This window comes from Janthinobacterium sp. TPC_1 (assembly GCF_056037845.1).
This window is the reverse complement of the sequence record NZ_CP195157.1, coordinates 4,483,920-4,496,433: the sequence shown is the minus strand read 5'-3', so window position 1 is coordinate 4,496,433 and position 12,514 is coordinate 4,483,920. Positions and strand designations below refer to the sequence as shown.

At 63.9% G+C, this 12,514-nt stretch carries 7 protein-coding genes and 3 pseudogenes; 1 reads left to right on the top strand and 9 read right to left on the bottom strand.

Going from position 1 to position 12,514, the window contains the following annotated elements:
* Positions 1-42: 42 nt before the first annotated feature.
* From ACQVLG_RS21930 to ACQVLG_RS21895, 8 genes and pseudogenes are all read right to left on the bottom strand, one after another.
* Complete coding sequence (locus ACQVLG_RS21930; RefSeq protein ID WP_086147379.1) at positions 43-705, bottom strand: response regulator; 663 nt, start codon at positions 703-705, stop codon at positions 43-45.
* A 23-nt stretch (positions 706-728) separates the two neighbouring features.
* Positions 729-2,630 (bottom strand): type IV pili methyl-accepting chemotaxis transducer N-terminal domain-containing protein, encoded by a 1,902-nt coding sequence (locus ACQVLG_RS21925; protein ID WP_474290988.1) that lies wholly within the window; start codon positions 2,628-2,630, stop codon positions 729-731.
* Between the two features lie 29 nt (positions 2,631-2,659).
* Positions 2,660-3,646 carry a GTP 3',8-cyclase MoaA gene (moaA, locus tag ACQVLG_RS21920; RefSeq protein WP_474290987.1) on the bottom strand — a complete coding sequence of 329 codons (987 nt, stop codon included), beginning with the start codon at positions 3,644-3,646 and terminating at the stop codon, positions 2,660-2,662.
* Positions 3,647-3,748: 102 nt separating this feature from the next.
* Complete coding sequence (locus tag ACQVLG_RS21915; protein ID WP_474290986.1) at positions 3,749-4,495, bottom strand: peptidylprolyl isomerase; 747 nt, start codon at positions 4,493-4,495, stop codon at positions 3,749-3,751.
* A gap of 25 nt (positions 4,496-4,520) precedes the next feature.
* Complete coding sequence (gene narI, locus ACQVLG_RS21910) at positions 4,521-5,207, bottom strand: respiratory nitrate reductase subunit gamma (protein WP_474290985.1); 687 nt, start codon at positions 5,205-5,207, stop codon at positions 4,521-4,523.
* A gap of 27 nt (positions 5,208-5,234) precedes the next feature.
* Positions 5,235-5,903 (bottom strand): nitrate reductase molybdenum cofactor assembly chaperone, encoded by a 669-nt coding sequence (gene narJ / locus ACQVLG_RS21905; RefSeq protein ID WP_474290984.1) that lies wholly within the window; start codon positions 5,901-5,903, stop codon positions 5,235-5,237.
* Between the two features lie 21 nt (positions 5,904-5,924).
* A pseudogene (narH, locus tag ACQVLG_RS21900) lies at positions 5,925-7,477 on the bottom strand (nitrate reductase subunit beta).
* Positions 7,474-11,182: pseudogene (locus ACQVLG_RS21895) on the bottom strand (nitrate reductase subunit alpha). Before ACQVLG_RS21895 ends, narH begins: the two co-directional pseudogenes overlap by 4 nt.
* Positions 11,183-11,424: 242 nt before the next feature.
* Between ACQVLG_RS21895 and ACQVLG_RS21890 the strand changes: the two are divergent.
* A complete protein-coding gene (locus tag ACQVLG_RS21890; protein ID WP_474290983.1) occupies positions 11,425-11,796 on the top strand; it encodes a ribonucleotide reductase subunit alpha in 372 nt (123 codons plus the stop codon).
* On the opposite strand, the pseudogene ACQVLG_RS21885 reads toward ACQVLG_RS21890, so the two are convergent.
* Positions 11,782-12,479 (bottom strand): annotated as a pseudogene (locus ACQVLG_RS21885) (carbonic anhydrase). The gene ACQVLG_RS21890 and the pseudogene ACQVLG_RS21885 sit on opposite strands and share 15 nt — an antisense overlap.
* Positions 12,480-12,514: the final 35 nt, after the last annotated feature.

Here is a 12,514-nt window from a genome sequence, read left to right as displayed (position 1 = left end):
TAGCCATGGGGTCCGGCCCGCCGGGTCAGACCCCAACTCGGGCTACTTGCCCTGGCGGTGCTCGACCGCGTACACGGCCGCCTGCACGCGGCTGGTGAGGTTGAGTTTTTTCAGCACGTTCTGCACGTGGATCTTGACCGTGCTTTCAGCCAGGTCCAGGGTGCGGGCGATGCCCTTGTTGCTTTCGCCGCGCGACAGGCAATCGATGATTTCCTTTTCACGGGGCGTGAGCTTGTCCAGCTCCGACACGGGCTCCTCGCGCCGCGTGCCCGCCTGCAGTTGCGCCACCAGCTTGCCCGTCATGGCTTCGGCGATGACGACTTCGCCAGCGGCCGCGCGGCGGATGGCGCGCACCAGGTAGTCGGCGTCGATATTCTTGATCAAATAGCCGCAGGCGCCCGCGCGCAGGGCCGTCGCCAGGTCCTCCGCATCTTCCGACACGGTGAGCATGACGATGGCCGTGTCGGGACAGTCGTGCTGCATCAGCTGCAGCGCTTCCACGCCGGACATGCCGGCCATGTTCAGGTCCAGCAGCACCACGTCGGGCTGCAGCTGGATGGCGCGCTTGATGCCTTCCACGCCGTCTGCCGCCTCGCCCACGACGGAAAATTCCGTGTGGCGCTGCAGCAGCGAGCGTATGCCGCTGCGGAACAGCGCGTGGTCGTCCACCAGCATGACGGTGATCGGTTTATCGGGAGTCTCCATTTTTTATACTTTCTGATAGTGGCTTAGGCGGCGCGGCGCTGCTCGCGCGACAGATGCAGTTCGACGGTCGTGCCCCCGCCGGGACAAGCGTGCACGTCGAACGTGGCGTCGATGCGCTGCGCGCGCTCGCGCATGATGTGGATGCCGACGTGGCTGTCGCCCTTTTCCAGCACGGCGGCAGCGTCGAAGCCGACGCCATTGTCGCTGATCGTCAGCGTAAAATCCTGGTGATCGGCGAGACGCACCTCGACGTGGCTGGCTTGGGCGTGCTTGCGGATGTTAGACAGCGCTTCCTGCACGATGAATAATAACTGCAATTGCTGCTCGCGGGGAAATGGCGCGCCGTCGACATCGGCCAGCAGCTCGGCGTCGATGCCCGTCTGGCGGCGGAATTTGTCGAGCGCCGCGCGCAGGGAGCCGATCAGGTCATCCTCCATCAAACGGCTGCGGAAGTTGGCCAGCAGCTCGCGCACGTCCTCGTAGCTTTCCTTCACGCCCGCATGCAGGGCCGGCACGATGCCCGCCACCTCGTCGAAACGCGCATTGCGCACGGAGTCGTCGAGCATCTGCACCTGCAGGTTCAGGAAATTGAGGCTTTGCGCGATGCTGTCGTGCAGGCCCTGCGCGACCAGGTTGCGCTCTTCGGAAATGGCCATTTCGCGTTCGCGCGCGGCCAGGCGCAGGTTTTCCAGCGCGATGCCCAGCAGCTGGCCCAGGGTTTCCAGCAAGGCCAGCTCGCGCGCGGAAAACACGCGCGCATGGCGGAAATGCAGGTTGAAGAAGCCCAGGTGCTGTTCATGCGCATGGATATGGAAGACGGAAACGGTGGCAAAGCCTTCGCGGTGGCAGCGCAGCTCGTGCGCCTTGTCGATGCGGCGCATGTCGTGCACCTTCGCCACCTTCATCTCGACGGCCGTGCCGCACAGGCAGTCGCCCACCTTCAGGCAATGCTCGGACGCCACCAGTTCCTCGGACAGGCCCGTATGCACCACCATGTGCAGGTTGCCCCGCTCGGCGTCGAGCACGCGCACGGTGGAGCCGTCGGCCTCGAAATAATCGACGATGCGCTGCATGAAGCCGCCGCAAATGTCTTCCAGGGGCTGCGGGCGCTGCAAAAAGGCCGCGCTTTCGTACAGCAGCGCCAGCTCGCGGTTGCGGTATTCGAGGGTGGCCGTCTTGCTGCGCACGCCCTCTTCCAGGTTGCCGTACAGCGCCTGCAGGCGGTCGGCCATCTGGTTGAAGCCACTGGCCAGCTGGCCGAATTCGTCATTGCTCTCGACAGCCAGGCGCACGCTGAAATCGCGCTCCTTCATGCGCTGCATGCCCAGGCGCAGGCGCGTCACCGGTTCGATGATGAGCATGAACATCAGGTAAATCATGCTGACCGTGCCGATGACGGCCATGCCGACGAGGATCAGCTGCGAGGCGCGCAGCCAGAAGGTGCGCTGTTCGCTATCGTGCTCGATCAGGCGCACCAATTGATCGACCTGGCCGACGAAGGTATCGGCGTCATGCTCGAACTGGCGCGCGCGCGCAGCGGAATCGGCCGCCAGCGCGGCCGGGCGCAAGGCGCCGCGCCAGGCGGTGCCGATGCGCTCGAATTCGGACTTGATGGCCGTGCTGGGGGGCAGGAACAAGGGGCGCTGCGGGTCGCCGTGGCCGATCTTGGCCAGGGTTTCGTCGATCAGCAGCACCTGCTGGCGCGCCTGTTCGCCGGCGTCGCTGGCAAGCAGCAGGGTCAGGCGGTAAGTCTGCATGCGCAGCCGGCCCGTTTCATTGATGGCGGCCGAACTGCCTTCGAGCTGCCACGACAGGAACAGGGTGCAGCCGATGGCGCTCAGGGCCAGCACCAGCATGAGCAGCAGCGCGCCGACGATCTTGGTCGACAGCTTCTGCCACGAGGAAAACATCGCCTTGAATTTCATACCGCCCTTGAATGTAAATGCAAACTGTCTCAGCCGCCCGTCTGCGCCATGAAGCGCACGATTTTGTCCGGCTGCGAATTGAAATCATGCTGCTGCGGCTTGAGTTCGATGGCGGCGCGGATCGCCGCTTCGATCTGCGCATCCGTGGCCCCGCCGCGCAGCATGGGACCAAAGGCGAATTTCTCTTCCTGCCCGAGGCACAGGTACAGGGTACCATCGACGGACAGGCGCACGCGGTTGCAGGTGGCGCAAAAATGCTGCGACATGGGCGTAATGAAGCCGATGCTCGAGCGTCCATCTTGCGTCGCCAGATAGCGCGCCGGCCCGCCACCTAATTCGGCCGCCTGCGGCACCAGGCCAAAACGGGCCGCCAGGCGCTCGCGCACGGGACCCAGCGGCATGTAGCTGGCATTGCGGCCCGTACTGCCCATCGGCATGGCTTCGATCAGGCGCAGGATGAACTGCTGCTCGATGCAGAAGGCCGCCATGGCCTCGATCTGGCCGTCGTTGATGCCGCGCATGGCCACCATATTGATCTTGATCGGGTCGAAACCGGCCGCCTTGCCCGCCACCAGGCCATCGAGAATGGGCTGCAGGCTGTCGCGCCCCGTGATCTGCTGCATGCAGGCGCGGTCGAGCGAATCGAGGCTGACGTTGATGCGGTCCACGCCCGCCGCGCGCAAGGCCACGGCGTGCTTGCCCAATTGGGTGGCGTTGGTCGACAGCGACAGGTCGTCCAGACCGGGCAGCGCGGACAGCTTTTGCGCCAGCTCGGGCAGGTTGCGCCGCAACAGGGGTTCGCCGCCCGTCAGGCGCACGCGGCGCGTGCCGAGGCGCACGAAAATGCCCAGCAGGCGCTCGATCTCGTCGAACGTCAGCCAGTCCTTCGGCTCCTCGAAGCCGCGAAAGCCCTTGGGCATGCAATAACTGCAACGCAAGTCGCATCGGTCGGTAACGGACAGCCGCACATAATCGATCGAACGGCCAAAACGGTCCTGCAACTTGACGCTACCCATGACGCTACTCCTGTTTCTTCCGTGATTGTAAAGGCTGGGGCACGATCTGGCTGTGCCCCAGAAGGCCTAGCGGCCTACGCCTTTTTAGCTACGCATTTCTACTTACTGAACCCGCGGACTGGCTGTGCCTTCGAGCTCGATGCCGGCAATGTCGGCGCGCCCCACCAGCAAATGCAGATACTGGTGCACGGCGCGCTGCCACGCCGCCCGCGACAGGCGGTCGGCGATCTGCGCCTGTACCGCTTCGTACGGGATGGCCTGGCCTTCGACCCGGCGCTGCACCTGCACGATGTGGTAACCGAAGCGCGTTTCCAGCAAATGGCCAGCCAGCGCGCCCTCTTCCAGGCGGAACACGAGCGCGTCGAATTCCGGCACGCTCTGGCCCGGCGACAGCTGGCCCAGGCTCCCGCCCAGGGCGCCGGACGGGCAGTTCGAATACTGCGCCGCCAGTTCGGCGAAGCGCTCGGGCGCCAGTTTCAGAGCGTCGAGCACGGCTTGCGCCGTCGTGCGCAGCAGCTCCAAGGGAGCCTCGGGCGTCACCTGGAACTGGATGTGGCGCGCCTCGACCAGCGCCCCGCTGCGAAACAGCTGCGGGCGCTGCGCATAAAAGGTGCGGCAAGCCGCATCGTCGGCGGGCGGCACGCGCACTTCCTGCTCGAACAGCGCCTCGATGCGGGCATCGTCACTGCCGCCCTGCACGCCGAGGCGTTCGGCTTCGTCCAGCAGCAGCCGGCGCAGCACCAGTTCATGCACGGCCTGTTTCAGCGGATTGCCGGCACCGTCGTGATGCGGCAATTCCTGCGCGATGTCGGCATCGTCGATATCGATGCCATTGACGGAAATTCCCATGATGATTCTCCTTTCAATGACCGCCTTAGCGGCGGCGAACCAACTGGTAAGCGCGGCCCAGATATGCAACTGCGCCAAAGCCGCTCCACACGTGCACCAGACGGGTGAACGGGAAGATGACGAACAGCGACATGCCCATGAACAGGTGCAGCTTGAACACCAGCGGCGCATCGACGATGAAGCTGGCCGCGTCGCCGCGGAAAGTCACGATGTGCTGCGCCCAGTTCATCAGCAAGACCATCATGTGGCCATCCATGTGCGAAGCCGACACAAAAATCGACGACAGGCCCAGCAGCAAGGTCAGCAAGATCCACACCATCACCAGCTTGTCGCCGGCCGTGGTAACGGCGCGCAGCCGTGCATTGCCGAAGCGGCGCGCCAGCAGGATCAGGATGCCGGCCAGGCACAGGCCGCCCATCACGCCGCCGGCCGCCATGGCCACGCCCTGCTTCAGGCTATGCGACACGCCCAGCGTATCCCACACCCAGACGGGGGTCAGCAAACCGGCCGCATGGCCGAACAGCAGGCCGATGATGCCGAGGTGGAACAGGATGTTCCCCAGGCGCAGGCTGCCGCGGTGCAGCAGCTGGCTGGAATCGGACTTCCACGTGTATTGCTCGCGGTCGAAACGAATCAGGCTACCCAGGAAAAAGATGGCCAGTGCGATGTATGGATAGATGCCATACAGAAATTGATGCAAGTAATTACTCATGATGTACTCTCCTCATGCGGACGCGGTTCAAGCTGCGCGCCGCGGCTGCGGGTGAAAATGCACGGGATGGACGCCGCCTGGGACTTGACCCAGACCTTGGCCCGGCCCCTGGCGCAGCAGGGGCTCGACGCCGTCCGCACCGGGGCCAAAGGTTTCCAGCGCTTCGTCCATGTCGCGCACCGGCGGTTCGGCCAGCATTTCGGCCGCCACGGGGCTCAGGCGTTCGAGCACCGTGAAGACGGGCGCATACGGACTGCCGTTGGCCGTCAGCTTGCGGCCGATGTGCGCCAGCACGTGGACGGCGTCGCCCAGCAACGGCGCCGAGACTGCCTCATCGAGCTGCGCCAGAAACTCCAGGAACAGCGGCACGAAGTCGGGCAAGTCGTCGCCCACCATCTGCAGGCCGTGGCGCTTGTATTCCTCCATCAGGTCGACCATGGCCTGGCCCCGGTCGCGCGATTCGCCGTGAATATGCTCGAACAGGTGCAGCGAGTGCGACGGATTGCGGTCGAAGGTGGCCACGTACTGCTGCTGCAGGTCGATCAGGCTGCTGCTTTCCAGGTGCGCCAGCAAGGGCCGCAGCAGCGCGTGCTGCTCCGGCACGGCCGCCAGCGCGGCGTCGAGCTGCGGCAGGTGCGCGATCAGCTCCGGCTCGGGATACAGCAGCAGGCGAGAAAGGACTTGGTAGTGATGCATAGCGTGTTCCATATGAGCTCCTTAAGCGCCTGGCGCCGTTTTGCGCGACTTCGGCATCTGCATGAAGATGGCCGAACCGTGCTTTTTCTTGCCGAACAAGGTCGGCTCGCTGCTGCCGTCCGAGCAGCCGTTGCCGAAGCTGAAGCCGCACGAACCCTTCTCGTTGAAGCTGTCCTCGGCCATTTCCTTGTGGCTGCTGGGGATGACGAAGCGGTCTTCGTAATTGGCGATGGCCATGATGTGGTACATGTCCTCCACCTGCGCCTTGCTCAAGCCCACCTGTTTCAGCACCGTGAGGTTTTCCACCTTCTCGACGGTCTTGCTGCGCATGTAGGCACGCATGGCCAGCATGCGGTCCAGCGCCGTGACGATGGGCGGCTGGTCGCCGGCCGTCAGCAAATTGGCCAGGTACTGCACGGGAATGCGCAGGCTTTGGGTGTCCGGCAGCATGCCGTTCACGCCCAGCTTGCCCGATTCGGCGGCCGCCTGGATCGGCGACAGGGGCGGCACGTACCACACCATCGGCAAGGTGCGGTATTCGGGATGCAGCGGGAACGCCACTTTCCACTCGACGGCCATCTTGTAGACGGGCGACTTGACGGCCGCTTCCAGCCAAAGGTCAGGGATGCCCTGGCGGCGCGCCTCGGCGATGATGGCCGGGTCGTGCGGATCGAGGAACAGGTCGAGCTGCGCCTGGTACAGGTCCTGCTCCTGCGGCACGGAGGCGGCAGCCTCGATCTTGTCGGCGTCGTACAGCAGCACGCCCAGGTAGCGGATGCGACCCACGCACGTTTCCGAGCACACGGTAGGCTGGCCAGCTTCGATGCGCGGGAAGCAGAAGGTGCACTTCTCCGCCTTGCCGGAAGACCAATTGTAGTAAATCTTCTTGTACGGGCAACCGGAGATGCACATGCGCCAGCCGCGGCACTTGTCCTGGTCGATCAGCACGATGCCGTCGTCTTCGCGCTTGTACACGGAGCCGGACGGGCAAGACGCCACGCACGTCGGGTTGAGGCAATGCTCGCACAGGCGCGGCAAGTACATCATGAAGGTATTTTCGAACGTGCCGTACATCTCCTTCTGCATGTTGTCGAACAGCTTGTCCTTGCTGCGCTGGGCAAACTCGCCGCCCAAGTCATCTTCCCAGTTCGGGCCCCACTCGATTTTCTCCATCTTTTTCCCCGTCAGCACGGAGATCGGACGGGCCGTCGGCGGCGTCTGCGACAGCGGCGCGCGCTTTGCAGGTGCTCGTAGTCGTAGGTGAACGGCTCGTAGTACTCGTCGATGGCCGGCAGGTTCGGGTTGGCGAAGATATTCGCCAGGATCTTCAGGCGGCTGCCCTGGCGCGGCTCGATCTTGCCCGCGTCCGTGCGGCGCCAGCCGCCGTTCCACTTGTCCTGGTTTTCCCACTGCTTCGGATAGCCGATGCCGGGCTTGGTTTCGACGTTGTTGAACCATGCGTATTCGACGCCGTCGCGGCTGGTCCACACGTTCTTGCAGGTGACGGAACAGGTGTGGCAGCCGATGCACTTGTCCAGGTTCAGCACCATGCCGATTTGCGCTCTGATTTTCATACCATGCTCCCGTCTTCTGTTTCCAATGGCCCTTCGAGCCAGTCAACCTTGTTCATCTTGCGCACCAATACGAATTCATCGCGGTTGGAGCCCACCGTGCCGTAGTAATTGAAACCGTAGGCCAGCTGGGCGTAGCCGCCGATCATGTGCGTCGGCTTGGGCACGGCGCGCGTCACCGAGTTATGGATGCCGCCCCGCTTGCCCGTCATCTCCGCGCCAGGCACGTTGATGATCTTTTCCTGGGCGTGGTACATCATCGTCATGCCGGCCGGGATGCGCTGGCTGACGATGGCGCGCGCCGTCAGGCTGCCGTTCACGTTGAAGACCTCGATCCAGTCGTTGTCGACGATGCCGGCAGCTTGCGCGTCGGTCTCCGACAGCCACACGTGCGGTCCGCCGCGCGACAGGGTCAGCATGCGCAGGTTGTCCGAATACGTGGAGTGGATGCCCCATTTCTGGTGCGGCGTCAAAAAGTTCAGCGCCAGTTCCTTGTTGCCGTTCGGCTTGGTGCCCAGCAGCGCTTCCGTCGTCTTCGTGTTAATCGCCGGCTTGTACACGCACAGGCCCTCGCCGAAGTCGCGCATCCACAGGTGATCCTGGTAGAACTGCTGGCGGCCCGTCAAGGTGCGCCATGGGATCAGTTCATGCACGTTCGTATAGCCGGCCGTGTAGCTGACTTCTTCGCTTTCCAGGCCCGACCAGGTGGGCGAGGAGATGATCTTGCGCGGCTGCGCCTGCACATCGCGGAAGCGGATGCTGTCATGCTCGCGCGGCGCAGCGCCAGGTGGGTATGCTCGCGTCCCGTGATGGCGGACAGCGCGGCCCAGGCTTTCACGGCCACGTGGCCATTCGTTTCCGGCGCCAGCGACAGGATCATCTCGGCCGCATCGATGGCCGTATCGAGGCGCGGCTGGCCCTGCGACACGCCTTCTTCCAGCACCGTGCGGTTGATGCCGCGCAGTACGTCCACTTCATGCCCCGTTTTCCAGGAAATGCCCTTGCCGCCATTGCCGATGGTTTCCAGCAGCGGCCCGATCGAAGTGAACTTCTTGTAGACGTCGCGGTAATTGCGCTCGACCACCGTCATGTTCGGCATGGTCTTGCCGGGAATCGCATCGCATTCGCCGGCGCGCCAGTCCTTGGGATCGAAAGGCTGGCCCAGTTCGCCCGGGGTATCGTGCATCAGCGGCGTGAGGATGATGTCTTGCTGGGTGCCCAGCAGTTCGCCGCCGATTTCCGAGAATTTTTCGGCCAGTCCCTTGTAGATTTCCCAGTCCGACTTCGATTGCCACAGCGGCTGCACGGCTTCGGACAGCGGGTGGATGAACGGATGCATGTCCGAGGTGTTCAAGTCATCCTTTTCGTACCAGGTGGCCGTCGGCAGCACCACGTCGCCATACAGACACGTGGTCGACATGCGGAAGTCCAGCACCACCAGCAGATCGAGCTTGCCTTCGGCGGCCGGGCGCACCTTCACCTGTTTCGGCGTGATGCAGTCGTCTTCATCGCTGAGCAAGCCGTTTTGCGTGCCCAGCAGGTATTTCAGGAAGTACTCGTGGCCCTTGCCCGAGCTGCCGAGGATGTTCGAACGCCAGACAAACATATTGCGCGGGAAGTTGGCCGGATTGTCCGGATCGTCGCACGAGAATTGCAGCTGGCCCGCCTTGATCTGGTCCAGTGCATACGCGGCCGGCGCCTGCCCTGCCGCCTTGGCGGCCTTGGCCACTTCCAGCGGATTGGTCTGCAGCTGCGGCGCCGATGGCAGCCAGCCCATGCGCTCGGCCTTGGCGTTGTAGTCGAGCAGGGTCAGGTCGCCCGTGCCGCCGGCCGCCGATGGCGAGGCGATATCGCCCGTTTCCAGCTTTTCGTGGCGCCACTGGCTCGTGTGGGCATAGAAGAACGAGGTACCGTTCATCTGGCGCATCGGGCGCACCCAGTCCTGGGCGAATGCCAGAGGCGTCCAGCCCGTTTGCGGACGCAGTTTTTCCTGGCCCACGTAATGGGCCCAGCCGCCGCCCGACTGACCGATACAGCCGCACATCATCAGCATGTTGATGATGCCGCGGTAGGTCATGTCCATGTGGTACCAGTGATTCAGGCCGGCGCCCACGATGACCATGCTCTTGCCGCGCGTCTGGTCCGCGTTTTCCGCGAACTGGCGCGCCACGGTGATGACGTCGGCGCGTTTCACGCCCGTGTGCTTTTCCTGCCACGCGGGGGTGTACGGCACGTCGTCGTCATAGCTTTCCGCCACGTTTTCACCGCCCAGGCCACGGTCGATGCCGTAGTTGGCCAGGGTCAGGTCGAACACGGTGGTGACGAGGCCCGTCGTGCCGTCGGCCAGGCGGATGGTTTTCACCGGCACCTTGCGCAGCAGCATGTCGGACGCGTCCTTGCCGCCGAAGTAGGCGAAGCCCACTTCCGTGACGGCGTCGCTGTCGTTGATCATGGAGAGCATCGGCACGATGGGCGCGCCGCTGCCGCCGGCCTTCTGCTCCAGGTTCCACTTGCCCGACTCGCCCCAGCGGAAGCCGATGGAGCCGGCCGGCGCCGTGATCGCACCCGTGGTTTCATCGATGACGAGGGTTTTCCATTCCGGGTTGTTGGTTTCGTCGAGGTTGTTGTCCAGGTGCGAAGCGCGCAGGAAGTAGTCGGGCACCAGGGTGCCGTTATGCTCCTTGAGCAGGACCAGCATGGGGAAGTCCGTGTACTGGCGCGCATAGTCGCGGAAGTAGGCGCTCTGCCCTTCCGAGTGAAATTCCTTGAGGATGACGTGGCCCATGGCCAGCGCCAGCGCGGCGTCCGTGCCCTGCTTCGGCGCCAGCCAGATGTCGCCGAACTTCACCATTTCGCCATAGTCGGGCGAGATGGCCACGGTTTTCGTGCCCTTATAGCGCACTTCCGTGTAGAAGTGGGCATCCGGCGTGCGCGTCATCGGCACGTTCGAGCCCCACACCATCAGATAGGTCGAGTTGTACCAGTCGGCCGATTCCGGCACGTCCGTCTGCTCGCCCCACACTTGCGGGCTGGCCGGCGGCAAGTCGCAGTACCAGTCGTAGAAGCTCAGGGCCACGCCGCCGATCAGCGACAGGTAGCGCGTGCCGGAAGCGTAGCTGACCATGGACATGGCGGGAATCGGCGAAAAGCCGATGATGCGGTCCGGGCCGTATTTCTTGATCGTCAGCGCGTTCGCGGCGGCGATGATTTCATTCGATTCGTCCCAGGTGGCGCGCACGAAGCCGCCCAGGCCGCGGATGGATTTGTACTGCTGCGAGCGCACGGGTCCTGGCTGATCCAGTCCCAGGCCGTGACGGGATCCATGGTCTTGCGCGCTTCGCGCCACATTTCCATCAGGCGGCCGCGCACCATCGGGTATTTCACGCGCTGGGCCGAATACACGTACCAGGAATAGCTGGCGCCGCGCGGGCAGCCGCGCGGTTCGTGGTTGGGCAGGTCGGGCCGCGTGCGCGGGTAATCGGTTTGCTGGGTTTCCCAGGTGATCAGGCCATTCTTGACATACACCTTCCAGCTGCACGAGCCGGTACAGTTCACGCCATGCGTGGAGCGCACGATCTTGTCGTGCTGCCAGCGCTGGCGGTAGGCGTTTTCCCAGGTACGGTCTTCGTCGACCACGGTGCCATGGCCGTTGGAAAACGGCTCGGCGGGCTTGCTAAAAAATTTCAGGCGGTCCAGAAAGTGACTCATGCTACCTCCACATTGCGCCGCAGGCAGCGGCGCCAGGTCTTAAAAAACGCTGCAAGCAGGATGGCTCAAGCGTCGATACAAACAGTCTATCGATGCGCCCTGCCCGGCGGTATTGGCAAGAAGTCGGTTTCCGGCACCAGGAATGCATAGGCGCGTAGTCACCCGGATAGTCACTATTGCCTATGGGCGGCAAGGCGGCGCTGAGGTATACCTGTCGCCATCGTTCAATCAGGAGGAAAACCATGCACATTACCGATTACGCCAGCCTGCTGCGCAGCGCCCGCAACCAGGAGCAGCCGCAACGCCTGCTGTTCACCTTTACCCAGGCGCAGGCCCAGCCTGGCGGCCAGGGCAAGTCCCTCACGCCCGTGATGTGCGCCGACAAGCTGCCCGAGGAACTGGGCAGCTTCGAGACATTGAAGGAGGAGTCGAAACAGATGCAGACGCACTGGGACGTGGTCTTCGTGGCGGGACTGGCGGGCCGCGAGGGCCAGCCGCCGGCCGCGCAGGAATGCGAAGCGCCCCTGCGCGCCATGGTGACGGCCATCGAGCAAGGCCGCATCGACAGCCTGCTGGCGTTCGACCGCAGCGGGGATTTGCTACGTTTTAGCTGAATCCGGCCAAGGGCGCTCGTGTAGGTGGCGCGCCCTTTCGATGGGACAGACCAGCGGCAAAAACTGCTGCTGGCGCGCCGAATACGCCATCAGCGCCCCGCTGTCGATATCAAAATACCATCCATGCAGTTTCAATACGCCCTGCTCCACCCGGCGCTTGAGCCACGGGTAGGTAAGCAGGTTGTCCAGCGACTGCAGGATGCTGGCCAATTCGCACGCGTGGTGCTGCTCTGCCGACGAACGGTGCGCCAGGTCGCGCCGCACGCGCTGCGCCACCGGTTCGGCGATGCGCATCCACTGTCCCACGAAGTCCGTTTCCTGGCCTTCCGCGCGCGGCTGCGCGGTTCCAGCAACGCGCGAATGCCGCCGCAGCGCGCATGGCCCAGCACGATGACCCTGGCCACTTCCAGCTTGCAGACGGCGAACTCGATGGCCGAGCTGACGCCGGGCGGCGCGTCCGGCGTGCACGGCGGCACCAGGTTGGCGATATTGCGCACGACGAACATGTCGCCCGGGTCGCTGCCCGTCAGCAGCATGGGGTCGACGCGCGAATCACAGCAGCCGATCAGCAAGGTCGAGGGCCGCTGCCCGTCGCGCAAGCTGTCGTACAAGGTTTGCGGCTCGCTGAAATACTGCTGCTGAAACAGGCTGAAGCCGTTGACGAATTTTTCCAGTTCTTCCATGACTACCTCTGATACTTTAAACAACGCCTGACAAG

What these genes read in the sequence shown, in the direction of transcription:
- ACQVLG_RS21930 (WP_086147379.1), bottom strand. Translation starts at nt 705, where the DNA reads ATGGAGACTCCCGATAAACCGATCACCGTCATGCTGGTGGACGACCAC.
- ACQVLG_RS21925 (WP_474290988.1), bottom strand. Translation starts at nt 2,630, where the DNA reads ATGAAATTCAAGGCGATGTTTTCCTCGTGGCAGAAGCTGTCGACCAAG.
- moaA (WP_474290987.1), bottom strand. Translation starts at nt 3,646, where the DNA reads ATGGGTAGCGTCAAGTTGCAGGACCGTTTTGGCCGTTCGATCGATTAT.
- ACQVLG_RS21915 (WP_474290986.1), bottom strand. Translation starts at nt 4,495, where the DNA reads ATGGGAATTTCCGTCAATGGCATCGATATCGACGATGCCGACATCGCG.
- narI (WP_474290985.1), bottom strand. Translation starts at nt 5,207, where the DNA reads ATGAGTAATTACTTGCATCAATTTCTGTATGGCATCTATCCATACATC.
- narJ (WP_474290984.1), bottom strand. Translation starts at nt 5,903, where the DNA reads ATGCATCACTACCAAGTCCTTTCTCGCCTGCTGCTGTATCCCGAGCCG.
- ACQVLG_RS21890 (WP_474290983.1), top strand. Translation starts at nt 11,425, where the DNA reads ATGCACATTACCGATTACGCCAGCCTGCTGCGCAGCGCCCGCAACCAG.